22 protein-coding genes are annotated in these 23,930 nt (G+C 64.2%); 9 read left to right on the top strand and 13 right to left on the bottom strand.

Annotated features, from left to right (window positions below):
- Positions 1-28 precede the first annotated feature (28 nt).
- Together CLU85_RS04570 and CLU85_RS04565 are read right to left on the bottom strand one after the other, a co-directional pair.
- Complete coding sequence (locus CLU85_RS04570; RefSeq protein WP_100409249.1) at positions 29-784, bottom strand: alpha/beta fold hydrolase; 756 nt, start codon at positions 782-784, stop codon at positions 29-31.
- A 14-nt stretch (positions 785-798) separates the two neighbouring features.
- Positions 799-1,803, bottom strand: coding sequence for a M14 family zinc carboxypeptidase (locus CLU85_RS04565; protein ID WP_100409248.1), 1,005 nt, complete (start codon positions 1,801-1,803; stop codon positions 799-801).
- Between the two features lie 177 nt (positions 1,804-1,980).
- Here CLU85_RS04565 and CLU85_RS23510 point away from each other — a divergent pair, with 177 nt between their 5' ends.
- The 3 genes from CLU85_RS23510 to CLU85_RS04560 are packed head-to-tail and all read left to right on the top strand — an operon-like array spanning position 1,981 to position 2,936.
- Positions 1,981-2,112 (top strand): hypothetical protein, encoded by a 132-nt coding sequence (locus CLU85_RS23510; RefSeq protein WP_255409630.1) that lies wholly within the window; start codon positions 1,981-1,983, stop codon positions 2,110-2,112.
- The gene (locus tag CLU85_RS23090) at positions 2,081-2,245 is read left to right on the top strand and encodes a hypothetical protein (RefSeq protein WP_198509133.1); all 165 of its coding nucleotides are present in this window, start codon (positions 2,081-2,083) and stop codon (positions 2,243-2,245) included. Before CLU85_RS23510 ends, CLU85_RS23090 begins: the two co-directional genes overlap by 32 nt.
- A gap of 43 nt (positions 2,246-2,288) precedes the next feature.
- Complete coding sequence (locus tag CLU85_RS04560) at positions 2,289-2,936, top strand: hemolysin III family protein (RefSeq protein WP_100409247.1); 648 nt, start codon at positions 2,289-2,291, stop codon at positions 2,934-2,936.
- 48 nt (positions 2,937-2,984) lie between these two features.
- On the opposite strand, the gene CLU85_RS04555 is transcribed toward CLU85_RS04560, so the two are convergent.
- Positions 2,985-4,727 carry a diguanylate cyclase gene (locus tag CLU85_RS04555; protein ID WP_100409246.1) on the bottom strand — a complete coding sequence of 581 codons (1,743 nt, stop codon included), beginning with the start codon at positions 4,725-4,727 and terminating at the stop codon, positions 2,985-2,987.
- A gap of 327 nt (positions 4,728-5,054) precedes the next feature.
- Between CLU85_RS04555 and CLU85_RS04545 the strand changes: the two genes are divergently transcribed.
- Positions 5,055-5,549, top strand: a complete 495-nt coding sequence (locus tag CLU85_RS04545; RefSeq protein ID WP_100409244.1) for an HU family DNA-binding protein — start codon at positions 5,055-5,057, stop codon at positions 5,547-5,549.
- 39 nt (positions 5,550-5,588) lie between these two features.
- Here CLU85_RS04545 and CLU85_RS04540 read toward each other — a convergent pair whose 3' ends face one another.
- The 4 genes from CLU85_RS04540 to CLU85_RS04525 form a co-directional block, all read right to left on the bottom strand.
- Positions 5,589-7,388, bottom strand: coding sequence for a feruloyl-CoA synthase (locus CLU85_RS04540; RefSeq protein ID WP_100409243.1), 1,800 nt, complete (start codon positions 7,386-7,388; stop codon positions 5,589-5,591).
- 73 nt (positions 7,389-7,461) lie between these two features.
- Entirely contained in the window at positions 7,462-8,403 is a 942-nt protein-coding gene (locus CLU85_RS04535; RefSeq protein WP_100409242.1) for a 3-hydroxyacyl-CoA dehydrogenase NAD-binding domain-containing protein, read from the bottom strand.
- 10 nt (positions 8,404-8,413) lie between these two features.
- The gene (locus CLU85_RS04530; protein ID WP_100412373.1) at positions 8,414-9,406 is read right to left on the bottom strand and encodes a Bug family tripartite tricarboxylate transporter substrate binding protein; all 993 of its coding nucleotides are present in this window, start codon (positions 9,404-9,406) and stop codon (positions 8,414-8,416) included.
- Between the two features lie 45 nt (positions 9,407-9,451).
- Positions 9,452-10,372 carry a 3-keto-5-aminohexanoate cleavage protein gene (locus CLU85_RS04525; protein WP_100409241.1) on the bottom strand — a complete coding sequence of 307 codons (921 nt, stop codon included), beginning with the start codon at positions 10,370-10,372 and terminating at the stop codon, positions 9,452-9,454.
- A 141-nt stretch (positions 10,373-10,513) separates the two neighbouring features.
- On the opposite strand from CLU85_RS04525, the gene CLU85_RS04520 reads away from it, so the two are divergent.
- Positions 10,514-11,206 (top strand): Crp/Fnr family transcriptional regulator, encoded by a 693-nt coding sequence (locus CLU85_RS04520; protein ID WP_100409240.1) that lies wholly within the window; start codon positions 10,514-10,516, stop codon positions 11,204-11,206.
- Positions 11,207-11,215: 9 nt separating this feature from the next.
- Here the strand turns inward: CLU85_RS04520 and CLU85_RS04515 are convergent, their stop codons facing one another.
- The 4 genes from CLU85_RS04515 to CLU85_RS04500 all read right to left on the bottom strand — a co-directional run bounded on the left by CLU85_RS04515 (position 11,216) and on the right by CLU85_RS04500 (position 15,727).
- Positions 11,216-12,037, bottom strand: coding sequence for an alpha/beta fold hydrolase (locus tag CLU85_RS04515; protein ID WP_100409239.1), 822 nt, complete (start codon positions 12,035-12,037; stop codon positions 11,216-11,218).
- Complete coding sequence (locus CLU85_RS04510; RefSeq protein WP_100409238.1) at positions 12,034-13,584, bottom strand: benzoate-CoA ligase family protein; 1,551 nt, start codon at positions 13,582-13,584, stop codon at positions 12,034-12,036. Before CLU85_RS04510 ends, CLU85_RS04515 begins: the two co-directional genes overlap by 4 nt.
- A 67-nt stretch (positions 13,585-13,651) precedes the next feature.
- The gene (locus CLU85_RS04505; protein WP_100409237.1) at positions 13,652-15,202 is read right to left on the bottom strand and encodes a 3,4-dehydroadipyl-CoA semialdehyde dehydrogenase; all 1,551 of its coding nucleotides are present in this window, start codon (positions 15,200-15,202) and stop codon (positions 13,652-13,654) included.
- Positions 15,203-15,259: 57 nt separating this feature from the next.
- Positions 15,260-15,727 carry a DUF4863 family protein gene (locus CLU85_RS04500; RefSeq protein WP_100409236.1) on the bottom strand — a complete coding sequence of 156 codons (468 nt, stop codon included), beginning with the start codon at positions 15,725-15,727 and terminating at the stop codon, positions 15,260-15,262.
- A gap of 195 nt (positions 15,728-15,922) precedes the next feature.
- Here CLU85_RS04500 and CLU85_RS04495 point away from each other — a divergent pair, with 195 nt between their 5' ends.
- From CLU85_RS04495 to boxA, 4 genes are all read left to right on the top strand, one after another.
- Positions 15,923-16,864: a helix-turn-helix transcriptional regulator gene (locus CLU85_RS04495; protein ID WP_100409235.1), complete on the top strand. Its 942-nt coding sequence runs from the start codon at positions 15,923-15,925 to the stop codon at positions 16,862-16,864.
- Between the two features lie 314 nt (positions 16,865-17,178).
- Positions 17,179-18,849 (top strand): 2,3-epoxybenzoyl-CoA dihydrolase, encoded by a 1,671-nt coding sequence (gene boxC, locus CLU85_RS04490; RefSeq protein ID WP_100409234.1) that lies wholly within the window; start codon positions 17,179-17,181, stop codon positions 18,847-18,849.
- Positions 18,850-18,874: 25 nt separating this feature from the next.
- Positions 18,875-20,302 (top strand): benzoyl-CoA 2,3-epoxidase subunit BoxB, encoded by a 1,428-nt coding sequence (boxB, locus tag CLU85_RS04485; RefSeq protein WP_100409233.1) that lies wholly within the window; start codon positions 18,875-18,877, stop codon positions 20,300-20,302.
- A gap of 145 nt (positions 20,303-20,447) precedes the next feature.
- On the top strand, positions 20,448-21,731 hold the full coding sequence (gene boxA, locus CLU85_RS04480; protein WP_100409232.1) for a benzoyl-CoA 2,3-epoxidase subunit BoxA: 1,284 nt from the start codon (positions 20,448-20,450) through the stop codon (positions 21,729-21,731).
- Positions 21,732-21,886: 155 nt separating this feature from the next.
- Here boxA and CLU85_RS04475 read toward each other — a convergent pair whose 3' ends face one another.
- Both CLU85_RS04475 and CLU85_RS04470 read right to left on the bottom strand, forming a co-directional pair.
- Positions 21,887-22,813 carry an aldose 1-epimerase gene (locus CLU85_RS04475; protein WP_100409231.1) on the bottom strand — a complete coding sequence of 309 codons (927 nt, stop codon included), beginning with the start codon at positions 22,811-22,813 and terminating at the stop codon, positions 21,887-21,889.
- Between the two features lie 57 nt (positions 22,814-22,870).
- Positions 22,871-23,818 carry an SMP-30/gluconolactonase/LRE family protein gene (locus tag CLU85_RS04470; protein ID WP_100409230.1) on the bottom strand — a complete coding sequence of 316 codons (948 nt, stop codon included), beginning with the start codon at positions 23,816-23,818 and terminating at the stop codon, positions 22,871-22,873.
- Positions 23,819-23,930: the final 112 nt, after the last annotated feature.

The following is a 23,930-nucleotide window of genomic DNA, read 5'->3' as shown; positions in this document are numbered from 1 at the left end:
GCCGGGCCTGCCACGGCCTGTGGTCACTTCAGTCGTGGCGCTGCGCCCACTGCCGAACCTGCTCCACCAGCCAGGCGGGGTCGTCCAGCGACAGATCGTGGCCCGCAAATGGGTGCATCACCAAGGGCAGGTTCCACGCGGCAGCAATCGTGTGCGAACATGCGCTCGCCACCAATTGGTCATCCCGGCTGGCCAGCAGCAGCAAAGGGGGCTGGGGTGCAATGGCCGGGGCCCGGTAGCACGCAGCGGCCACCAGCTGGCGCAGCGCGTTGACCACCGATACCGGCCGCTGCCTGCGCACCGCCAGCCAGGCCGCCAGCACCGGGGCATGCTCCTTGGCGCGATTGCTGGTCATGGCCAACACCTGCTGCTCCACCACGAGCGCCGACCGGGCCGGCAACACCCGGCGCAGCAAGGGCCCGTAGTTGCGCGGACGCAGCCGGTGATAAAACGGGCTGAAGGGGCGCAAGCTGGTGTTCACCAGCACACCTTCCACGATCTCCTCAGGGGCCACACGTGCCCACTCCACCGCCACCATGGCCCCCAGAGACATGGCCAGCAGGTGAAACGGCGGCACCAATCCACGCGCAGCCAGATCAGCCCGGCAGGCCTGCACCATGCCCTGCACCGAGGTGGGCGACGGCATCCGGTGCCATTGGCCATTGCCCGGCAGGTCGAGCGCCAGCACGGAATCGCCCGGCAGCGCCCGCTGCAGGTCGGCCACCAGCCCACCCCAATGGGCCGACTCACGGGTCAGCCCCCGCAGCAAAATCCATTGGCGCATGGTGTGGCCTCCCCTCAATACCAGATTGCCAGCGCATCGGTGCGGCGCTGTGCGCGCTGCTCAGGCGCGGGCGCCCAGCGGGCGTGGCTGCAGGCCGCACGCGACAAAAAATCAAGCAGCGACAGATGCCGCCGCAAAACACGCTGCTGGCGATGATCGATGAGGGGGTTGAAGATGCCGTTGCGCGAGAACAGCTGGCGGGGGTTCTTTTTGATCCATAGCCACGACCCCATCTCCAGCGTGAGGGGCAAGAAGGTGTGCGCGGGCACGTCACGGCATGCCTGCAGGTACAGGTAGTCCCACAGGTCACCATGGGCCAGGTACTGCGCGCTCTGGGGCTCAATGACGTACTGGTGATTGCTGTGGGCTTGCAAGAAGATCTCTTGCAGCGCATGCAGTTCTGCCAGGTGCGCAATCGGCCGGCGTGTGTGCGCAAACGGAAACCACAGCCGGTCTTTCACCCCAAAACCCGAGTGGCAGTCCAGTGCCATGCTGAAAGGCCGCGCCAGCAACTGCTGCGTGACAACCTCGCACAGCGCCTGGCTTTCCACCTCCATCGGTTCTCCGAGGCGCCCCCGGTACCAGGGCAGTCCCGCACTCACGCGCTGCCCGCCAACCCACAGCGGTACGCGATCCACGGCATCCACCGGCGCGTTGCGCATCAGGTCCACACCGCGCGGATTGGCCCGCGTGGCAGACCACATGCCCCCTGGGTTGACGATGGGCATGAAGACCAAACGCACACGCTCCAACTGCTGGTGCAGCGTGGTGTCCCATTGCAGGCGCATGACCACGTTCTGCAGGTAGGCAATGACCACCTCGGCCCCGATGCGCTCCAGCCCGTGCACGCCGCCAAAGAAGCCCACGGCCGGCACATCCAGCGCCGGATTGCCCACGCCGATGGCATAGATCGGCAAGCACTCGCCGGACGCCAGAGGCACTTGCCGAATCACCTGAACCTGAAGATGGGGCGCGCCCAGCTCCATGATTTTTTCCAGAGCCAGGAGTTCGGGCAGCATGTTCTGAGGAAGATGTTTCGGGGCCCATCGGGGCAGGAGATCAGCGCTGAGGATAGCGCTGGCGGGCCAGCGTGGGGGCCCTGCTGCACGCATGTCTGGTTTCAGCCAGTCGACGCGAAACCGTCACACAACCACGCTACCTTGGCCGCAGTCACCACCCTTTGAAAGAGGCGCACCATGCTCTGGAAATTGCTCGGATTGCAGCGGCTGCTGGATGAGCTGTTCGATGAAAACGGCTGGCTGAGCTTCGACCTGCCACGCACACACGAATGGGCCTATGACGATGCAGCAGCCCCGGCGCAAGACTGAGCCCTACCGCTGGGCCGCGTTGTGCGGAACACTGGCTTGTGCGCTGGCCTGGGGCCTTGTGGAATTCCTGGCGCTACAGCGGTCGCGCTACCACCTGCGTCGCGAGCGCCAGCAGACACCGGCTCATCACTGAGCGCAAACATGCTGCTCGTCACTCTGGTCTGCGGGGGCGCCTGATGCAGCAACGACAGCAGGACATGGCCGAGGAAATCGCCAACAGCGTGCTGCACGGTGCCACCCTGCTCGGGGCTTTCCTGGCCGCTCCCAGACTACTGGCATCGGCCACGCCTGCCAATGCCAGCGCACACACAGGGCTGTGGATCTTCGTGACCACGATGACCCTGCTGTACGGCGCGTCCACCCTCTATCACGCCATGCCTGAAGGACGATCCAAGCAGTGGCTATTGCGGCTGGACAACGCGGCCATCTATCTTTTCATTGCAGGCAGCTACACCCCGTTTGCCCTTCTTTCGCCAGGGGATTCCACCCGCAGTGTTCAGCTGACCCTGGTGTGGCTGGCAGCTGCGGCGGGGTTTGCCGTGAAGGTGCGGGCGCTTCACATGCCGCCCCTGCTTTCAACGGCCTTGTACGTGACGATGGGCTGGCTCGTTTTGCTGGCGGCACTGCCACTCATGGCGCAATTGCCTGCGGTAAGCACCGCATGGCTGGTGATCGGGGGTGTGGCCTACACCGTCGGGGTGGTGTTTTTTGTGCTGGATACGGCCGTGCGTTATGCACATGCCATATGGCATGGGTTCGTGGCAGCGGGCACAGGCTGCCACATCGTTGCCGTGCTGGGGCTTTCGCAGCCGTTGCAGGCTTGACACGGAACTGCCAGGGAATGGCGCGCGACAACAGCGCCAGTGCAGCACTCAAGCGCTGGATGAGGCGACAGCACGATTGCGCCCCGCATTCTTGGCCTGATACATCGCTGCGTCTGCCGCTGACAACAACGCGTCCAGCCCCCATCCCAAGCGCCCTGAGTCTGCAATGCCAAGACTTGCGGTCACCGCCACGGCGGGATCTGCAGTGCCCAGCACCTGCGCACCCGCAATCATCTCGCGCAGCCGCTCCGCAAATTGCAGGCCCTGCTCACGATCACAGTGACGGAGCAAGACTACAAACTCTTCGCCACCAAAACGCGCGACCAGATCCCCTTCGCGCAACTGAGCGCGCAGGACATCGGCCACCGACAGCAAGGCCTTGTCGCCGGCCGCATGGCCCAGCGTGTCGTTGAGCTGCTTAAACCAGTCGATATCCAGCACCACCAAAGCCACATCGACGTCGTAACGCATGGCCTGTGCCAAAACACTGCGCGCTTTTGCAATGAAAGAGCGGCGATTGGGCAGCCCCGTGAGGTAGTCGGTTTCGGACTGCTCCTTCAACTGCTCTATGAGCCGATCCCGCTCACGCTCCAGCTCCTGACGCCGCATCGTCTGGCCTTGCAACGAACGCACAGCGCCAATGACTGCGGCCATTTCGTCGTCGGCCATCAGCTCGGGCAAAGGCGCCTGCAAATTGTCGTTTGCCAGAGCACTGAGGGCCCGCGTGGTCTTTGCCAGGGGTTGCAGCACCCGGTACTGAATGACATACAACGCGCCACCCAGCACCACCAGAAGCACGCCCGATCCGGCCAGCGCCCAGATCAGCACCCGCAGGGCACGCTGGTACTCCTGAGAAGCTTGTTCATGGGCCTGCACCAGCAGTGCATCGCGCAGCTCCAGGATGGGGTTCATTTCCGGCACATACAGCGCCGCAAACCCCGCAGCAGACAAACCATAGTGCCCATCGCCGTCTCCCTGGGCCAGCACTGTGTCCAGCAACGCTTGCGTCACACCAAAATAGCGGGCCTCCACGCGGCCCCACGCATGTACTGCAGCGGCTGATTTGCCAGGAAGTGGCAGCCGCAGTTCCACCAAGGCCCGCAACTGCGCAATACGCCCACGTGTTTCATCGATAGCCCGGCGTTCTGCGGGAGAAAACGGTTCGCCTTTGACCAGCGCCGCCGTGAAGTGAGAGCCCAGCAGCCCGGCATACTCGCGCAAGTCCACAGCCAGGCGTGCACCCTGAACATCGTCGCTCAGCACGGGATAGGCGTGCTGCGCTGTACTGGCAAGGGCATTGGTCACCGGGGCCAGCAGAGGCACCACGGCCACCATGCCATAAACAGCCTCGCGAATCGTGGTCGCAGAGCGCTGGCTTTGGGGCATTGCCAGCGCCTCGTCAACGCCACTGCGGGCTTTTACCAATGCCTGGCGGGCGACCTGCACGCTCTGCGCGAGGCCAGCGCTGCCCACGGCAGGGCGAGGTACAAAAGCCACCGCCTGCAGCAGCGCATCAAACGCCTGGTCGGTGCGCGCACGCGCCTCTTGCAGTGCCTGAGCGCGGTGCGCTTCCAAGGGCAAGGCATCCCCCAGCGCGCCATTGGTCGGCCCACGTTCCCGCGAGACCATCTCCACCGCCAGCAACCCCAGCCGCAACTGATCCAACAGCCGAAGACTTTCAGAGGCCTGGTGGACAGACCGCCATTCCGTTGTCGCCATGCGTCCGACCAACGCAATCGTCGCAACAAGGACGAGGGCGCCCAGCAGATGAAGCATTCGACTGAGTTGCATGAACAAGCGCTTTACGGGAACAACACGGGAAATAAAAACCCAGCGGCCGCCACGCGCCCAGTGACCCGTAGCAATCGCAGCAAGGCCCACAGGCAGCCGGGCATCAGCATTGTGCCCACTTGAATCCGCTCCGGGTACAGGTCTTTCCCAGTGCTCAGGACTGCGCAATCACCCCTTCTGGAGCCTGCAAACACAGCGCTGGCAGAAGCCTCAGACATCGGCTGGTCATGGGCTCTATCGGTCTGAGCGTTCTCGCACCTAAAATCGCGCAGGCCCTCGGAAGAAATCGGGAGGGTCCATCGCAACTCAAACCAACGAAGAAACATCATGGCAACTGCAAAAAAAACCACTGCTCCTGCAAAGAAGGTCGTCACCAAAGCCGCTGCACCTGTAGCCAAAAAAGCCGCTCCTGCTGCAAAAAAGGCGGCCCCCGCCAAGAAGGCAGCGCCCGCCGCTAAAAAGGCTGTGGCGCCCGCAGCCAAGCCTGTAGCCGCCGTTGCAGTGCTCAAGCCGATCAAGACGGTGTTCAACAAGACCACGCTGATCGCCCACCTGGCTGAGCAGTCGGGCGTGGAACCCAAGGCCGCCAAGGCCGTGTTGGCAGCACTGGAAGCTGCCATTCTGGGCTCCGTACACAAGAAGGGCTCCGGCGAATTCACGCTGCCCGGCGTGCTGAAGATTGGTCTGCAGCAAGTGCCCGCCAAGAAGAAGCGCTTCGGAAAAGACCCGTTCACGGGTGCAGAGCGCTGGTTCCCTGCCAAGCCAGCATCGGTCAAGATCAAGACCCGCGCCCTGAAGAAGCTCAAGGACGCCACAGCCTGATGCACCAGAGGGGCCTCACAGCCCCTTGGGCCGGCCGGCTTACGCCACAAGTACGCCCGGCCCTGCTGGGCTGGAGTACAGCGCTTCAACCTCCACGGCACGACGCGACAACACCGCCCTCTGGTTGATGTAACCCTTGTCGGTGATTTCGCCCGCATCTGCATCCGGCGGAGAAACCATCACCATAGCCCGTACAGGGCATTGTGATGACCCCGCACCCGCGCTGCGCCTCACTTGCATGAGGGTACGCAAAGCGGCCTGCAATCTGGGGGTGTCCGCCGCCCCGGTGGCAGACGGGAAAACGAGCATACCGACTTCATCGCGGTCGTGGCCAGTGAGAACGATGTCCTGCACCAGCGGGGCCAGCTTCGACACCAGCTCCACCCGCAGCGTGCCCACAGACACCCAGCTGCCGCTCGACAATTTAAAGTCCTCGGCCACGCGCCCGTTGAACACCACACCCCGCTCCGGCCGGTCGGCGTCAACCAGATACCCCGCGTCGCCGATGCAATAGAAGCCTTCGTGGTCAAAAGCCGCCGCTGTCTCGCGCGGTGCGTTGCGGTAACCCGCAAATACCGACACTCCTTTCACCCGCATCTCCAGCTTGCTGCCGTTGGGCACAAGTTTGAGTTCCAGCCCAGGCAGCGGCGCCCCAATGCAGCCTGCGCCCTCCAGGCGCCAGTGCGCGGTGGTGATCGCGGGGGCTGTCTCGGTCGATCCCCACGATGTTGTCAGCCACAGAGGGCGGGAAGGGCGCACCCGGTGGGCCAGCGCCTCCAGCCGCTGCCAGGTGGACGGAGCCAGCGCCGCCGCCGCATAGAAGGCCAAACGCATGCGCGCAAGGACTTCCACCGCCAGTGCGTCGTCGGCCTCCAGAAACGGAAGCAGCATGTCAAAACCCCGGGGCACGTTGAAGAGCATCGTGGGCTGGACGTCGCGCAAATTGCGCACTGTCTTCTCAATGAGCCCTGGCATGGGTCGCCCCTCATCAATGTAGAGCGTGCCCCCATGGCACAGCACCATGTTGAGGTTATGGTTGCCGCCGAAGGTATGACTCCAGGGCAGCCAGTCCACCAGCACCGGCTTTTCCTGGCCAAGAAAGCGCCATGTCTGGGCCATCATCTGCTGGTTGGCGCACAGCATCCGATGCGTGTTGATGACCACTTTGGGCCGCCCAGTGGAGCCAGAGGTCAGCAGGTACTTGGCATGGCCGTCGGGCATCAGGGTCTCGAACGCCTTGCGCACTGCAGGTGTTTCCTGGGCACTTTGCAACTGCTCAAACGCCAAGGCGCCCGGACAGAGGTCGGCGTTGTGGCTGAAGACCTTCACGGCATCCCCGTCGAAGCAGGCCAGGGCTGGCAAATAGGTCTGGGCATCGGAAGCGTAGACCAGACAGGGATCCAACACCGCCAGCATGTCGTGCAGACGGCTGAGGTCGCGGGAGCGCGCATACGCACTCGACAGCGAACACGGCGTGATGCCGACATGCATGGCCGCGAGCATGAGCACGGCGTGGTCCACCGCGTTCTCAGACAGGATGGCGATGGGCCGACCTGCAGGCAGCTTCAGGTCGATCAGCGACTGTGCGACCGCGCCTACAGCGCGGCGCAATTGCGCGTACGTCACGCCACACCAGCGCTCACCGCCTCCATCACGCTCGGCCAGCGCCAGCGCATTGGGGGTCTCCAGCGCCCAGCGCTCCAGCCATTCGCCAACGCAGCGCGCGTAGGGCTGCAGGTCGACAGGCGAGCGCAGAGTGAACGAGCCATCATCGAAGAACGTGCGTACCGCGCGCGGTGGCGCCATTTGGGTTTCGTCATCAAGGAATACAGGATGCATGGTGTTGTCTCTTTGGCTTGTTGTTCGCAGGGCCCACGTCACCAGACCCCATGGAGCACCAGGTCAGTGCGCGTCAGTCCAGCACACCCGACGATTGCTTGGCACGCAACAGATCGATCAACAACGCGTCACGTGCGCAAGCCAGATCGTGGGTCTGCCGCGCGCCAAGCTCTTGCGCCACACCCTCGGCCACCTGGCTTTTGAGGGCATCGCTCATGGACGGCGCCCCCAGATCGCACCACCAATCCTCGATCGGGCTGCCCAGGTGGGCGAGCACATGCGCGATGCCGCCATCACCGCCCGACAGGTGCAGGTTCATGAACGGGCCCATCAATGCCCACCGCAACCCAGGGCCCTGCGCGATGGCGGTGTCAATGTCCGTGACAGAGGCAACGCCCTCGTTCACCAGGTGAAACGCCTCGCGCCACAGTGCGGCCTGCAGGCGGTTGGCAATGTGCCCCTTGATCTCGCGCTTGACATGGATGGGGCGCTTGCCAATGTGGGTGTAGAACGCCATCGCACGCGCTATCGCCTCGGGTGCGGTGTGCCGTCCACCCCCCACCTCCACCAGCGGAATCATGTGCGGCGGATTGAAGGGGTGGCCAAGCACCACACGTTCCGGCCGTGCGCACTGTGCCTGCATATCCGAGACAGCGAGCCCCGATGAACTGGAGGCCAGGATGGCATGTGCGGGCGCGGCCGCATCCATACGGCGAAACAGGTCTACCTTGAAGTCCAGACGCTCGGGACCACTTTCCTGCACGAAGTCGGCCTGCGCCAGTGCGTCCTCCAGTCGCGCATGAAACCACAGGCGCTCCAGACTGGCCCCTGCAGCAAGGCCTTGCCGCGACAAGGGTTCCCAGTGCGCTGCAACCGCCTGGCGCAATCTGTCTTCTGCACCCGCAGAGGGGTCGGTAGCCTCTACATCAAGGCCCTGCGCCAAAAAATAGGCCGCCCAGCTCGCGCCGATGACCCCCGTGGCCACCACCGCCACACGCTTCACAGTCGATGCCATGCGTTGCCCTTCAGGACTCGGCAGTGAAGCCGATTTTCTTGAAGAGAGGGCCCCAACGCTCGAACTCTGCCTGCTGGGACACCTGCATTTCGGCGGGGGTCGACCCCTTGGCGATCAGCCCGACCACGGCCAGGCTGTCGATGACCGCCTTCTCCTTGATGGCCGCGTTGATGGCTGCATTGGCGGCGGTCACGGTGCTGGCTGGTGTGCGGGCGGGCGCATAAAAGCCAAACCATTCCTCGGTCGTGAGTTCTGGAAAACCTTGCTCGGAAAAAGTGGGGACTTCAGGTGAGAACGGTGACCGCGCGTTGCCCGAAGTGGCAAGCAAGCGCAGCTTGCCCGCCTTGTGGTTGGGAATGAAGTCTCCGCTGGGAGTCACCATCGAGGCGATCTGCCCGCCCACCACATCGGTCACCCCGGGAATGGAGCCGCGGTAAGGAACATGCTTGAGATCCACACCGTTGTTGAGCCCCAGCAACGCGCCGATGAAGTGCGGCGTAGAGCCTGCGGCGGGCGAACCATAGTTGGCCTGCACCGGGTTGGCCTTGGCCCACGCCAGAAAGTCCTTGACCGTCTTGACCGACACTGGCACCAGCGGCCCCACGGCCAGTCCGTGGTGCATGACAGCGCCGATGGACACGGGCACGAAGTCCTTGCCAGGGTCGTAGCTCAGTTTGCTGTAGATATGGGGATAGATGGAGGTGCATGAGAACGGTGACAGCGTGAGCACACTGCCATCCGTGGGTGCGCCCTTGAGCGACTCCAGCGCAATGCGGCCGCCCGCGCCCGGCTTGTTTTCCACCACGGCCGGGTTGCGGGTATAGGGCGAGCCCGCCAGCTTCTCGCCCACCCTGCGCGCCACGCTGTCACCCGCGCTTCCCGCAGGAAATCCATAGAGAATTTTGATCTGTTCCAGCGTCTGAGCCCTCGCTGCCAGCGGGGACAAAGCCCCCAGCGCCGCAGCGCTGCCGAGCTGGTTCAGGAATTGGCGGCGTGTGTGCATCATCATTTGTCTCCTGCCTGTGTTGTGGGAAAAGGTGCGGGCGATTCAATCCAGAGCGAACGCGGGCCGGGCACTGCCAGCGCGCGGCAGCCCCATGAGCGCCCGCGCTTCTGCGGGCGTGGCCGGCTCCATGTCCAGCTCACGAATGATGCGCACGATGCGTTCGGTCAGTTGCACATTGGTGGCCAGTTCGCCCTGGCGGAAATACAGGTTGTCCTCCAGCCCCACGCGCGCATGGCCACCCAGCAACAGGGCGGCCACGTTGGCCTCCAGCTGCGAGGGGCCGATGCCACTCACGCAAAACAGGCTGTTCTTGGGCAGGGTGTCCACCATCATCTGCAGGTGGCGCGGCGAATAGGGCATGGCGTTCTGGAATGCGCGGTGCACGTTCAACACCAGATTGATGAAGTGCGGGCCCTCGTCATGGCCCTCCTCGATCAGCGTTGTGGTGTCCTGCAGGATGTGTGTGGGGCTGAACACTTCCCACTCGGGCTTGATGCCGCGTGCTTTCATGCCCGCCGCCAGCTCGCGGCCCTTGCTCAGCGGCGTGTCCATGAGGATCTCGCGACCGTCGAAGCTCAGGTTCAGGGTGGTGGCATCCAGCGTGCACATCTCGGCACCCGCATCCATGCCCTTGATACGCTCTCCCCAGTCGATCTCCCAGCGCCCGCCCGGCAAGGGCTTGACCATGTCGCCGTGCACCCCGCCGCCAGTGGAGTTGTTGAGCACGATGTCGCAACCCTTGGCGCGGATGCGCGTGTTGATGTCGCGGTAGATGTCTACATTGCAGGTGGCCCCGTCATCGGGGCGGCGGGCATGGATGGCGACCACACTGGCCCCGGCATTCCAGCAGCGCTGCACATCATCGGCAATCTCGCCGGGCTGGGTAGGCAGGTGCGGGTTCTGAGACTTGTGGGCCATGCCCCCCGTGGGTGCAATGGTTACTATGACTTTGCGTTGGGTCATCAGGGCGCCTGACTGAAAATGGTAATGCAGGCCATTATTTTTTTAAGCCTCTACACACTCAGTCATCGCGATGACATTTGGACTCAGGGTATACGCGGGTCGACCTCTGAAACAGCGCAGAACGCCGGAGAATCCCCCACCATGTTGGTCAAATTGACTCCCCCCACCGTCACCGATCTGCTGGCAACGTCGGCCTGGTTTCCCGTGCTGGACCACACGGCCCAGCATCGCGTTCTGGACGATCTTCGGGAAGTCGATCTGCCCCCGGGAAGCGCCTTGTGCCGCCGCGGCGATACGCCTGTGCATTGGTTCGGCGCCATTGAAGGTTTGCTCAAGTGGACCGTGACGTCTGATGACGGCCGGTCGGTCACGCTCGGCGGGCTCTCAGCTGGCAGCTGGTTTGGCGAAGGTACCTTGCTGCGCGGTACCCCACGCACGGCGGACATCATTGCCCTGCGCCCCAGCCGCGTGGCACTGATGCCGATGGAAACCTTTGAGTGGCTGCATGCCACACAGCGCAGTTTTGACCACTTCCTGCTGCGCCAGATCAATGAACGCATGCACTGGTTTCTGGGCAATTTCACGGCCCACCACCTGCTCGATACCGATAGCCAGGTAGCGCGGGCACTGGCAGGCCTGTTTCACCCCTGGCTGCACCCCGGCAGCGACCCGCATCTGCAGGTATCCCAGGAGGAAATCGCCAACCTCTCGGGCGTCTCACGCCAGCGTTGCAATGCGGCGCTGAAGCGCCTGGAGGCGGCAGGCCTGCTGGAGATCGAGTACGGCGGTATCACGGTCACCCACCTCGAAGGCTTGCGCCACCGGGTCGAGTAGCTTGGCGGATCAGGCCGTCTGCGTCTGTGCGCGGGAAGCGTTGAGGAACGCCACAGTGGCTGAGATCACAGCGTCGGGCTGGTCGCGGTGCGGCGAATGCGCGCAATCGGGCAACTCCAGCAACCGGGTGCCCGGTACCTGCTGCGCAATTCCGCGTATCTGCGCAAGCGTTCCGTATTCGTCATCGACCCCCTGGATCGCCAGCACGGGCACACGAATGGCGGCGATCTCGGTCTCGATGTTCCACGCACAGAACGCGGGATCGAGCCAGATACGGTTCCAGCCCCAGAAGGCTGAATCGGGGTCGTCGTGGTAGCGCCCCAGCTTTTGAGCAAGGTCGGTGTTCAGGTAGGCGAGCTTCGCGCGCTCAATGTTCTCCACCGTCACGTCTTCCACAAAAATGTGGGGGGCCAACAGCACCAGGCCACACGCCGTGTGTGGGAAGCGCGCTGCAAGCAGCAGCGCTATGGACGCACCATCACTGTGCCCGAAGAGCCAGGGAGCCCCCTTCACACCCACCGCATCCAGAAAGGCGGGCACCACTTCATGCGCCTGCTGGTGCATGAAGTCCACACCCCACGCCTCCTCTGCGGGTCGCGGGGTAGATCGGCCATAGGCGGGCCGGGAAAACACCAGCCCCCGGAATCCCCCTGCCTCGCACAGCCGATGCGGAAAATCCTTCCACATGGCCACGGAGCCCAGGCCTTCGTGCAGAAATACGACCAGGGGCGCTGCGCTGCGCTCTGGCGCAATCCACTGGTATTCGATCTGTACCGTCCGGTCCCGCCAGGCGACGGTGGCGAATGCGGTGGCACCGCCCCCGCTGCTCATGACTGCGCCGCCCGCTCCCGCAACCGGAAGCGCTGTATCTTGCCGGTGGCGGTCTTGGGCAGTTCAGGCACAAACTCAATGAGGCGCGGGTACTTGTAGGGCGCCAGGCGCTCCTTCACAAAAGCCTTGAGATCATCCGCCGTGGCCACCTGGCCCTCCTTGAGCACAACAAACGCCTTGGTCTTGGTCAGGCCGTCGGCATCCTGCGCGCCGATCACCGCCGCCTCCAGCACGGAGGTATGCTGCATCAGCGTGGCCTCCACCTCGAATGGCGAGACATAAATGCCGCTGACCTTGAGCATGTCGTCGCTGCGCCCTGCGTAGGTGTAATAGCCATCAGCGTCGCGCACGTACTTGTCGCCACTTTTGGTCCATACCCCCTGGAAAGTCTCGCGCGTTTTTTCTCGGTTGTTCCAGTACATCAGCGCGGCACTGGGGCCCTGGATATAGAGATCGCCAATCTCGCCATCGGGTACTTCGCGCCCATCTTCGCCACGCAACGAAATTGCGTAGCCCGGCACGGGCTTGCCCGTGGTGCCGTAGCGCACATCCCCCGGGCGGTTGGACAGGAAAATGTGCAGCATCTCGGTGGATCCAATGCCGTCGATGATGTCCGCACCGAAATGGGCCTGGAAACGCTGCGCAATCTCGGCGGGCAGGGCCTCTCCGGCCGACGAGCACATGCGCAGCGACACCGCGTGGCGTGGCGGCAATTGCGGCGACGCGAGCATGCCGGCAAAACCAGTGGGCGCACCGAAAAACACCGTGGGCTGATGCTGGGTCCATCGCGCAAACGTGGCGTCAGGTGTGGGGCGCTCGGCCATGAGCACCACAGTGGCCCCCACCGACAACGGGAACGTGAGGCTATTGCCCAGGCCATAGGCAAAGTAAAGTTTGGCCGCCGAAAAGCACACATCCTTGTCTGTCAAACCCAGCACCGGCTTGCCATACAGCTCTGCCGTCCACCACAGGCTGCCGTGGGTGTGGACCGTGCCCTTGGGCTTGCCCGTGGAGCCCGATGAATAAAGCCAAAAGCCCGGCCCATCCGGGCCGGTGGGGACAGGTGCTGCCAGTGGCGCTGTGGCCGTGATCGCGGACTGCATGTCCACAGCGCCCTCCGGCAACGGCCCCTGTGGCTGGGACACGACCAGCAGCCCGACCGCGTGAGGCTGGCGCCCCAGGGCGTCGTGCAACACCGGCAGCAAGGCCCCTGACACCAGTGCGGCCCGTGCGCCGCAATGAGACAGCATGTAGGCGTATTCCTCCGCCTTCAGCAAGGTGTTGACCGCCACGGGCAGGACGCCCGCATACAAACAGCCCAGAAAGGCCACGGGCCAGTCGCTGGTGTCGAGCATCAACAGCAGCACACGCTCCTCGCGCCGCACACCGGCATTGACCAACACGGCGGCCAGGCGCCGCGCACGGTCCTCCAGTTCGCCGTAGCTGAGCGAACCGCGGTCATCGATGTAGGCTGTGCGGCTGCTGCGCGCGCGATTCAGCTCAAAAAGATGCGCCGCAAAATTGAAATTGTCTGGCAAGCTTGTCATGGGATTTGTCTCCTTGGTTCTTGGGGGGCTGTCTCGCACCGACTCCGACGACGGAATCAGCGCCGGGCTACAGCCCAAGTGCAGCCAACACAGCAGGGCTGGCCTGCACGGCACTGCGCTGGTGGTAGAAGTCGAGCGCGCGCAGCCCACCCAGCTCGGCCCCGCCGCCTGCCCGTCCTGGTCCGCCATGCAGGGACATGGGCATGACATTGCCGTGGCCCGTGTGTGCCGCAGCCACCTCGGGTGTCACCACATGCACGCGGCCATGGCTGGCGGCCAGCGCCACGGTAGCCTGGGCCAGCACTGCGTCATCCGTGCCGTAGAGCGAGGTCACCAGCGACCCCTGCCCGCGCTGGGCCAGCGCCAGTGCGTGCTCCAAATTGCGATAGGGCAACAACGAGGCCACAGGGCCAAAAATCTCCAAGTCGTGCACCATCGAGGCCCGATCGGCATCCCGAGCGCCCAGCAGCACCGGGCCGATGCAGGCCGCTACGGCGGGGTCGGCATCCAGCAGCGGCTGTTTGCGGCCATCGTGCAGCACGGTGACCTGCTCCTGCAGCCGGGCCAAGCCCTCGTGGACAGTTGCCAACTGGGCACGGCTCACGAGCGAGCCCATGCGCACTCCCTCGTTGCGCGGGTTGCCCACGGTGATGCCAGCGAGCTTCGCACCGATGGCTTCGGCCGCTGCGTCGTACACCTCGGCGGGCACCAGGATGCGGCGGATCGCGGTGCATTTCTGGCCTGATTTCACCGTCATCTCGCGCACCACTTCGCGCACCAGCAGATGGAAAGCCTCGCTTCCGGGGCCCTCACCCGGCAGCAGCATGGCGCTGTTGAGGCTGTCAGCCTCAATGCTGCAGCGCACAGAACGGTGAGTCACGGCAGGGTGCGAGCGGATGATGCCCGCCGTTTCTGCAGAGCCCGTGAAGGACACCACATCAAAAGCTTGCAGCGCGTCCATGAGACCCGCAGAACTCCCCGCGATGACCGACAACGCCCCTGCGGGCAACACACCAGCGTCCACCACATCCTTGACCATGCGTTGAGTCAGCCACGCCGTGGCCGTGGCCGGTTTGACAATGACGGGCATGCCCGACAGCAGGGCCGGGGCAGCCTTTTCCCACAACCCCCACGCCGGAAAGTTGAAGGCATTGATAAACAGCGCCACCCCATGCCGGGGCACCTGCAGGTGCTGCGACTGGAATATGGGCTCCTTGCCCAGCTTCACGGCATCGCCGTCGCGCAGCGCGCGGACGTCACCCAGCGCATCACCCCAGCGCGCGTACTGGCCCAGCGTGAAAATTCCCCCATCAATGTCCACGGCGGAATCGTTCTTCACGGTGCCCGCGTTGGCGGTGGCTATGTCGTAGTAGCTGTCCCTGTGTGTCTGCAGCACCTTCACGACCGCCGCCAGCATGGCTGCACGCTCGCGGTAGGTGGCAGCGCGCAATGCCGCGCCTCCCTGCTCGCGGGAAAAGGCAAACGCCTCGGCCACATCCAGCCCCCCGGCGTCCACCCGCACCAGCGCCGTACCCAGCACCGGGTCCAGCAGCTCTGTGCCCAGCCCTACTCCGTGTTGCCAGCGGCCCGCCGCAAAATTGGGGAGCAGTTCAGTCATGCATATCTTTCAAGAAGAAGAGGAGAAGAAGAAAAGAGTGGAGAAACCTGGGAGGACCTACCGGGTGAACTGGATCTGCCCTTCCGGCAGGAGGTAAAGCACCAGGGCGCGCCCCTGCGCCACCGTGGGATGGTGCGCACTGCCGGGCGGGTAGACACACCAGCCAGCGGGGTGGTTGTCAAACGTCGCGTCACCTTCCAGCGGCATGATCAGATCGATCTCGCCGTTGGGATGGCTGTGGTGGGGGCCTGCCAGGTTCTGCATGTCCACCACATCCACCGAGAACCGGTGCAATGCATCTTCGGGCTTGAACACGCGGCCATAGCGGATACCACCGCCCTCGCGCTCGCACAACCAGCCTTCACGCACGCCCTCCACGCAGGCGTTTTTGAGCTGCTGGTACACATTGGTTGCAGGGCCGTGGGTTTGATTGAGCCAGTCCGACAGCGCCGGGTTCAGCGAGCGTCCTGCGATCTGGCCCGTCAGTTCCGCCAGGGTCTGGTGAAATACAGCTTTGGTGGACATAGGCATCTCGAATGGAAGGCGTCACGGGCAGCGGGTCATGCGTTTGATCCATGTCCTTGCACTGCCCGTAAACATGCAGTATTTTGCGTTTGATGAACAATAATTGGTGAATAGCGCAACGTCAAGCACTATAGTGCATATTTGGTGTTTTCCCTGACAGGACACCAAGGCGACAATCTGGGCACGAGGATGGGTATGAACGAACAGGAAGAAGCAAGGATGTACTTGCCAGCGAGCACTGCGGACGGCGCTGTTGCATTGGCCGAGGAGCCCAAAAACCCCGTGCTTGTGGCGCTGGGCGAACGGGTGCGCAACCTGCGTGCGCAGCGCGGGCTGACCCGCAAGGCGGTCGCCGTGGCGGCCGATGTGTCAGAGCGGCACCTGGCCAATCTGGAGTACGGCACCGGCAACGCCTCCATCCTGGTCTTGCAGCAGGTGGCGAGCGCACTGCACTGCTCGCTGGCCGAACTGGTCGGCGATTTCACGACCCGCTCGCCCGAGTGGCTGCTGATCCGCGAGCTGCTGGAGCACCGCAGCGAGCCCGAGCTGCGCCGCGCGCGCCAGTCTCTGCATGAGTTGCTGAGCGGCGGCGGCAACGACACAGCACGACACGGGCGCATCGCCCTGGTGGGCCTGCGGGGTGCGGGCAAGTCCACCCTGGGCGCCCTGCTGGCCCGCGCACTCGATGTGCCCTTCATCGAGCTGAGCCGTGAGATCGAAACCCTGGCGGGCTGCAGCGTGCGCGAGATCCACGACCTCTACGGCACCACCGCCTACCGCCGCTATGAGCGCCGGGCCCTGGAAGAAACGATCCAGATCCACAGCGAAGTCGTCATTGCCACCCCCGGCGGCATCGTTTCTGACCCCGCCACCTTCAACGAACTGCTGGCGCACTGCACCACCGTCTGGCTGCGCGCGGCGCCCGAGGAGCACATGGGCCGCGTAGTGGCGCAAGGGGACATGCGCCCCATGGCCGCCAGCAAGGAAGCCATGGACGACCTCAAGCGCATTCTGGACGGACGCGCCGCGTTCTACTCCAAGGCCGACATCACGGTCGATACCTCGGGACAGACACCCGAGCAGAGCCTCGCGGCACTGCACACAGGCGTTCGCAAGCTCACGGCCCGGGCAGCCTGACCACGCAACGCTCGCGCGCTTGCCGACGGCGGCAGGCCGCAGGACAGCCGGGCCCCACGCCTCCCGCGAACAAGACCAGGCACCCACACACCCCACCCCCACCGGGTTGAGGTGCGCGCCGCGCCGGGGACTGCGGCCCCACCCAGCAAGCGCATCTCCCAGAAGTGGGCGATGGCGTCCCTCAGCGCCCCTGCCCCTCACCACACAGGGAATAGCAAAAACATGCATTGACTTGCCGACAAACATGCATCATGATGCACATCAACGGATTAAACATGCATTATTTTGCATAACATCATTTCCACGGAGACACCATGACCCGCCCCACGCAGCCCTCATCCCGCGTTGACTACCGCACCGACCCCACGCAATACCGCCACTGGACGCTGGCCGTGGACGGCGCCGTGGCGCGCCTGTCGCTCGACATTGCGGAGGACGGTGGCATTCGCCCCGGCTACAAGCTCAAGCTCAACAGCTATGACCTGGGCGTGGACATTGAGCTGCACGATGCGCTCAACCGCATCCGCTTCGAACATCCGCAGGTGCGCTCGGTCATCGTCACCAGCGCCAAGGACCGCATCTTCTGCTCAGGCGCCAATATTTTCATGCTGGGTGTCTCCAGTCACTCCTGGAAGGTGAACTTCTGCAAGTTCACCAACGAGACGCGCAACGGCATCGAGGACTCATCGAAACACTCGGGCCTCAAGTTCATTGCCGCAGTCAACGGCGCCTGTGCGGGCGGTGGCTACGAACTGGCGCTGGCCTGCGACGAAATCATCCTGGTCGATGACAGGTCGTCTGCCGTGTCTCTGCCTGAGGTGCCACTGCTCGGCGTACTTCCTGGCACCGGCGGGCTCACACGCGTCACGGACAAACGCCACGTCCGCCACGACCTGGCCGACATCTTCTGCACCAGCGTGGAGGGCGTGCGCGGCCAGCGGGCCGTGGACTGGCGCCTGGTGGACAAGATTGCCAAACCCGCGCAATTTGCAGCCACCGTGCAGGAGCGCGCCGACCTGCTGGCACAGGCCAGCCCGCGCCCGGACAACGCCAAAGGCGTGGCCCTGCCCCGGGTAGAGCGCGAAGACCATGCCGACGGCCTGCGCTATGCCCATGTCACTGTCGATATCAACCGCACGCGGCGCACCGCCACGTTGTGCATCAAGGCGCCCACCGGGCCGCAGCCCTCCGACATCGCCGCCATCGAAGCCGCTGGCGCGGCGTGGTGGCCCCTGGCAATGGCCCGTGAGCTGGATGACGCCATCCTGAACCTGCGCACCAATGAACTGGACATCGGCACCTGGCTGCTGAAGACCGAAGGCGATGCACAGGCCGTGCTGGCCAGTGACGCCACGCTGGTCGCGCACCAGGACCACTGGCTGGCCCGCGAAACCATTGGCGCACTGCGCCGCACGTTGGCACGGCTCGACGTGTCTTCGCGCAGCTTGTTTGCGCTGGTAGAAACAGGCTCTGCGTTCGCGGGGTCGCTGGCCGAACTCGCTTTCGCCGCCGACCGCACCTACATGCTCGCTTTGCCGGACGATGCCGAGCGCGCCCCTCGCCTCACGCTCAACGAGTTCAACTTCGGCCTGCTGCCGATGGTGAACGACCAGAGCCGCCTGCAACGGCGCTTCTATGAAGAAGCTGCTCCCATGGAGGCTGCCCGATCAGCCGCCGGCAAGCCACTGGATGCCGACGCGGCCTTGGCGCTTGGCCTGATCACAGCGGCCCCAGACGATATCGACTGGGACGATGAGATCCGCATCGCCATCGAGGAACGCGCGGCCATGTCGCCCGATTCGCTGACCGGCCTGGAAGCCAACCTGCGCTTTGCCAGCAAGGAGAACATGAACACCCGCATCTTTGGCCGCCTGACCGCCTGGCAGAACTGGATCTTCAACCGCCCCAACGCCGTGGGCGACAAGGGAGCGCTCAAGGTCTACGGCACCGGACAAAAAGCCGGTTTCGACCTCAACCGCGTCTAAGAAAACCATCCTCAAGGAGCAAGCGATGAGCAGCATCAACTACAGCGAGAAGATCCCCAACAACGTCAACCTGGGCGAAGACCGCACGCTACAGCGTGCGCTCGAAGGCTGGCAGCCCAACTTCATCAACTGGTGGGACGACGTGGGCCCCGAGGGCTCGACCAACCACGATGTGTACCTGCGCACCGCTGTCAGCGTAGACCCCCAGGGCTGGGCCCAATTCGGCCACGTCAAGATGCGCGACTACCGCTGGGGCATCTTTCTGAACCCGGGCGATGCGGACCGCAAGATCCATTTTGGCGACCACAAGGGCGAGAAGGCCTGGCAGGACGTACCCGGCGAGCACCGCGCCAACCTGCGCCGCATCATCGTGACGCAGGGCGACACCGAGCCCGCATCCGTAGAGCAGCAGCGCCACCTGGGCCTCACAGCGCCCAGCATGTACGACCTGCGCAACCTGTTCCAGATCAACGTGGAAGAAGGCCGCCACCTCTGGGCCATGGTCTATCTGCTGCAAAAGCACTTCGGCCGCGACGGCCGCGAAGAAGCCGACGCCTTGCTGCAGCGCACCTCGGGCGACGAGAACAACCCGCGCATCCTGGGCGCGTTCAACGAGAAGACACCCGACTGGCTGGCGTTCTTCATGTTCACCTACTTCACCGACCGCGACGGCAAGTTCCAGCTGGCCGCATTGGCCGAGAGCGCCTTCGACCCGCTGGCCCGCACGACCAAGTTCATGCTGACCGAAGAGGCCCACCACATGTTCGTGGGCGAGTCGGGTGTGTCGCGCGTGCTGGCACGCACGGCCCAGGTCATGAACGAGCTCAAGACCGATGACGCGCAAAAGGTGCGCGCCGCCGGTGCCATCGACCTCGGCACGATCCAGCGCTACCTGAACTTCCACTACAGCGTGACCATCGACCTGTTCGGCGCCGACCAGTCCAGCAACGCCGCCATCTTCTACAGCTCGGGCCTGAAAGGCCGCTACGAAGAAGGCAAGCGTGACGACGACCACCAGCTCAAGGGCCAGAGCTACAAGGTGCTGGAGGTCAAGGACGGCCAGCTGGTCGAGAAGGAAGTGCCGATGCTCAACGCACTGAACGAAGTGCTGCGCGACGACTTCATCAAGGACTCGGTGGCCGGCGTGACCCGCTGGAACAAGGTGCTGGAAAAGGCCGGTATCGCGACACGGCTGGTGGTGCCCCACAAGGCCTTCAACCGCCAGATCGGCGCGCTCACCGGCATCAAGATGTCGCCGGAAGGCCGCGTCGTGACCGAGGTCGAATGGGAGGCCAAGAAGAGCGAATGGCTGCCAACCTCGGACGACTTCGCGTTCGTCGCCTCGCTGATGAAGCGAGAGGTCGAGCCGGGCAAGTTTGCCGGCTGGATCTCGCCACCCGTCATGGGCATCAACCGCCAGCCGGTGGATTTCGAGTACGTCCGGTTTAATTAATTCCCCCTGAGCCGCTGCGCGTCTTCCCCCTGAGGGGGACGCCACCAGCGGCCCGGCGGAGCCGGTTCCGCGGTGACACTGGCGCAGGCCGCGCGCACCCAAGAGCATCGCCCAGAGGTAGAGCGATTCTTTCTGGAAGACAAATATGACCACCACCACGCTGATCGACAACGGCATCCTCAAGCAGCATCTGATCGACCCCGAGATCTGCATTCGCTGCAACACCTGCGAAGCCATTTGCCCGGTCAATGCCATCACCCACGACGACAACAATTACGTCGTGCGGGCCGATGTATGCAATGGCTGCATGGCCTGCATATCGCCCTGCCCCACGGGCTCCATCGACAACTGGCGCACGATGCCGCTGGTCCGCGCCTACTCCATTGAGGAACAGCTGACATGGGAGGAACTGCCACCTGAACTCAGCCCAGACCAATGGGCCGCCGACGGGGTGTCAGCATCCGCTGCTGATGCAGCGGCGGTGCCCAGCAGCGTGCCCGAGCCCATGGCAGAGCCAGGCACACAGGCCTTCCATTCAGCAAAATTCGGAGCCACCGTGCCGCCGTGGTCGGCCGCCCACCCGTACACCAACCTGTTCCCGCCCAAGAGCCCCACCACAGCCACCGTGGTCGGCAACTTCAACTGCACCGAAGCAGGCTTTGAGAGCGAGACCCACCACGTGGTGCTGGACTTTGGCAGCATGCCGTTCCCGGTGCTGGAGGGGCAATCCATCGGCATCGTCCCACCCGGCACCGATGCGCTGGGCAAGGCGCACCACGCACGCCAATACTCCATCGCCAGCCCGCGCAATGGTGAGCGGCCCGGCTACAACAACCTGGCGTTGACGGTCAAACGCGTGACCACCGACCACGACGGCAATGCCGTGCGCGGCATCGCGTCCAACTACGTGTGCGACCTGAAGGTGGGCGATGAGGTGCAGGTGGTGGGGCCGTTTGGCAGCTCGTTCCTGATGCCCAACCACCCGCGTTCGCACATCGTGATGATCTGTACCGGCACCGGCAGCGCCCCCATGCGAGCGATGACCGAATGGCGGCGGCGCCTGCGCAGCAGCGGCAAGTTCGAGGGCGGCAAGCTCATGCTGTTCTTTGGTGCCCGCACCCAGCAGGAGCTGCCGTACTTTGGCCCGCTGCAAAACCTGCCCAAGGACTTCATCGACATCAACCTGGCGTTCTCGCGCACGGCAGGCCAGCCCAAGCGCTATGTGCAAGACCTGATGCGCGAGCGCGCCGCCGACCTGGCTGCGCTGCTGCGCGACGGCAACAGCCACTTCTATGTCTGCGGCTTGAAGAGCATGGAAGAAGGCGTGGTGATGGCGCTGCGCGACATCGCCAACGAAGCAGGCGGCGACTGGGAAACGGTTGGCGCCACCTTGAAGCGCGAAGGTCGCCTGCACCTGGAGACCTATTGAGCTATTGAGCTATTGCGTAGTGCGTGGTGCGTGGTGCGCCCGGAGACTCAAGGAATCAGAAGAATTTTGAGTCAAATCAGCCGCTAGCGCTTATCCAATAAGCGCTAATAGCTATATTTTTGGTAGTAAATCATCCACCCTGCTCGGTGGATGGATCAACCCAGCGCACTCACCCGCCACTGCACCCGCAGCGTGCAGGCCTCGCCCTGCTCCAGCACGCGCAGGCCCGGCTGGCCCGGCAGATGGAACGCATCAATGGGCTGGGTGATGGGCTCAAAACAAAACGCAGGGCCCTGCGGTGGGCGGTAGACCAGGCAGCAGTGCTGGTCTGCGCCGCCGTCCTTGTCAAAGTCAGGCATGTGCGCGGTCAGCTTCAGGCCACGTTCTGGCCAGTCGATCTGTGCGGTGCCGCCCCAGCCGGTGTAGCCGTTGTCGATCAAGTCGCCATGGGCAGACGCGCCGTTGTTCAGATCCCAACCGGGCGGAAACTGTGTGGTGTGTTCGGTGGGCAGCGGGTCGTCGCCACACAGCCACACCGCCTGCACCGGCGCGGTGATGCGCGTGGCCGGGGTGCGGGGAAACCACGGGTGCACCCCGATGCCGTACGGCAAGGGCTGCACACCCAGGTGGCGCACCTGCACGTCCTGGTCCAGCCCACCATCCACCAGCCGAAAGGTCTGCACGGCCTCGTAGTCGTAAGGGTTGCCGTCAAAGCACGTTGACCGCAGCGTCATCACCAGCGTATCGGGCGCTGGTTGTGAAAGCACCCAGGGCTGCAGCCAGCCGTCACCATGAATGGGGTACGGCTCGCCCGCCCGGTTGGGCTGCATGGGGTGGAACTGCCCTGCGTGCTCAAACCCGCCACCGCTGATGCGGTTCGACCACGGCACCATGGCAAAGGAGGCCATCTGGTACAGGTCGGGCGTGTTGCCGTCCCACGGCCGCCACAGGTCGATGCGGGCCGTGGCGTCTTGCGGATCGTCGATCTGCCAGGCAGCAACGCTGCCGCCCAGCGATGGCACCAGGCCGAGATGCTGGTCAGCGTGGTGCAGCCAGACGATGGGGTGGGAGGCCTCGGTCATGGGCGTGCTCTCTGGAAAAGTTGAAATGAATTGCAGGAGTGAGGGCGGCGCGAAGGCTTAGCAGCCAAAAAGATGGGCTGGCACACCCAGGCTGTCGGTGTCCACGGCGAACAGCGCCCCGGCCAGGGGCTCGGCGGCAAGCTGCTCGGGCGTGAGGCCCACCCGCGCCGAAGTGATGAACAGCGTGCGCAGGTCGGCGCCGCCAAAGGCACAGGTGGTGACCTGGCTCACCGGCAAGCTCACGCGGCCCAGTTCGACGGCGGTGACGGGGTCGTGGCAAGTGACACACCCGCCGCCCCAGTGCGCAATCCACACGCGGCCCAGAGCGTCGGTGGTCATGCCGTCGGGCAGGCCGTCAGCGGGCAGCCAGTGCTTCCACAGCGTTTTGTTCGACACGGTGCCCATGGCCGGGTCGCAGTCGTAGCGGTAGGTGTTGCCTTCGCTGGTGGCGTTGAAATACATGGCCGTGTGCTGCCCTGTGCCAGACCAGGTGGGGCCGTTGGTCACCGCAAATCCGTCGTCGTGGCGGGTGCAGCGACCGTCGGGGTCGTAGCGGTAGAGCGCGCCGGTGGGGGCTTGGCAGGCAAAGTCCATGGAGCCCGCCCAGAAGCGGCCCTGTGCGTCGCACTTGCCGTCGTTGAAGCGGTTTCCCGTGCGCTCGGGCTCGGGCTGGTGCAGGTAGCGGGGGGCCGCATCCGTAGCCGGGTCGAACAGCGCGAAGCCCCGGCGCAGGGTCACGATGAGGCCGGGGCCCTCGCTGCGTTCGGCCAGGGCCGAGATTTCTTCGGCAAAGGTCCACCGCTGCAGCGCGCCGCTGGCGGGGTTCCACCGGTGCAGGTGGCACGCGAGGATGTCCACCCAATACAGGGCCCGTTCGCGCACCGACCACAGCAGGCCTTCGCCCAACGCGCAGCCCAGCGCCTGCACACAGCGCACGGTACCCGCCACAGGGGCTGAAAAGGCGGCGCCCGCAGGCGGTTGGAGCGAGGTATCCAGAGGGTGCACGCGTGTCTCCGTTGGTTTTTTTGCAGAGGCCTGTGGCAAGGCACTTGACGGGCGGCATCTTATCAACGCCAATTGATACCTGTAATGAATATTTTTACCATTGATTGATAGC

The organism is Acidovorax sp. 69 (assembly GCF_002797445.1).
Classification (GTDB): Bacteria; Pseudomonadota; Gammaproteobacteria; order Burkholderiales; family Burkholderiaceae_C; genus Acidovorax.
This window is presented reverse-complemented; position numbering and strand designations above follow the sequence as displayed.

What these genes read in the sequence shown, in the direction of transcription:
- boxB (WP_100409233.1), top strand. Translation starts at nt 18,875, where the DNA reads ATGAGCAGCATCAACTACAGCGAGAAGATCCCCAACAACGTCAACCTG.
- CLU85_RS04500 (WP_100409236.1), bottom strand. Translation starts at nt 15,727, where the DNA reads ATGTCCACCAAAGCTGTATTTCACCAGACCCTGGCGGAACTGACGGGC.
- boxA (WP_100409232.1), top strand. Translation starts at nt 20,448, where the DNA reads ATGACCACCACCACGCTGATCGACAACGGCATCCTCAAGCAGCATCTG.
- CLU85_RS04540 (WP_100409243.1), bottom strand. Translation starts at nt 7,388, where the DNA reads ATGCATCCTGTATTCCTTGATGACGAAACCCAAATGGCGCCACCGCGC.
- CLU85_RS04555 (WP_100409246.1), bottom strand. Translation starts at nt 4,727, where the DNA reads ATGCAACTCAGTCGAATGCTTCATCTGCTGGGCGCCCTCGTCCTTGTT.
- CLU85_RS04545 (WP_100409244.1), top strand. Translation starts at nt 5,055, where the DNA reads ATGGCAACTGCAAAAAAAACCACTGCTCCTGCAAAGAAGGTCGTCACC.
- CLU85_RS04560 (WP_100409247.1), top strand. Translation starts at nt 2,289, where the DNA reads ATGCAGCAACGACAGCAGGACATGGCCGAGGAAATCGCCAACAGCGTG.
- CLU85_RS04520 (WP_100409240.1), top strand. Translation starts at nt 10,514, where the DNA reads ATGTTGGTCAAATTGACTCCCCCCACCGTCACCGATCTGCTGGCAACG.
- CLU85_RS04535 (WP_100409242.1), bottom strand. Translation starts at nt 8,403, where the DNA reads ATGGCATCGACTGTGAAGCGTGTGGCGGTGGTGGCCACGGGGGTCATC.
- CLU85_RS04510 (WP_100409238.1), bottom strand. Translation starts at nt 13,584, where the DNA reads ATGACAAGCTTGCCAGACAATTTCAATTTTGCGGCGCATCTTTTTGAG.
- CLU85_RS04525 (WP_100409241.1), bottom strand. Translation starts at nt 10,372, where the DNA reads ATGACCCAACGCAAAGTCATAGTAACCATTGCACCCACGGGGGGCATG.
- boxC (WP_100409234.1), top strand. Translation starts at nt 17,179, where the DNA reads ATGACCCGCCCCACGCAGCCCTCATCCCGCGTTGACTACCGCACCGAC.
- CLU85_RS04530 (WP_100412373.1), bottom strand. Translation starts at nt 9,406, where the DNA reads ATGCACACACGCCGCCAATTCCTGAACCAGCTCGGCAGCGCTGCGGCG.
- CLU85_RS04515 (WP_100409239.1), bottom strand. Translation starts at nt 12,037, where the DNA reads ATGAGCAGCGGGGGCGGTGCCACCGCATTCGCCACCGTCGCCTGGCGG.
- CLU85_RS04565 (WP_100409248.1), bottom strand. Translation starts at nt 1,803, where the DNA reads ATGCTGCCCGAACTCCTGGCTCTGGAAAAAATCATGGAGCTGGGCGCG.
- CLU85_RS04495 (WP_100409235.1), top strand. Translation starts at nt 15,923, where the DNA reads ATGAACGAACAGGAAGAAGCAAGGATGTACTTGCCAGCGAGCACTGCG.
- CLU85_RS23090 (WP_198509133.1), top strand. Translation starts at nt 2,081, where the DNA reads ATGACGATGCAGCAGCCCCGGCGCAAGACTGAGCCCTACCGCTGGGCC.
- CLU85_RS23510 (WP_255409630.1), top strand. Translation starts at nt 1,981, where the DNA reads ATGCTCTGGAAATTGCTCGGATTGCAGCGGCTGCTGGATGAGCTGTTC.
- CLU85_RS04505 (WP_100409237.1), bottom strand. Translation starts at nt 15,202, where the DNA reads ATGACTGAACTGCTCCCCAATTTTGCGGCGGGCCGCTGGCAACACGGA.
- CLU85_RS04475 (WP_100409231.1), bottom strand. Translation starts at nt 22,813, where the DNA reads ATGACCGAGGCCTCCCACCCCATCGTCTGGCTGCACCACGCTGACCAG.
- CLU85_RS04570 (WP_100409249.1), bottom strand. Translation starts at nt 784, where the DNA reads ATGCGCCAATGGATTTTGCTGCGGGGGCTGACCCGTGAGTCGGCCCAT.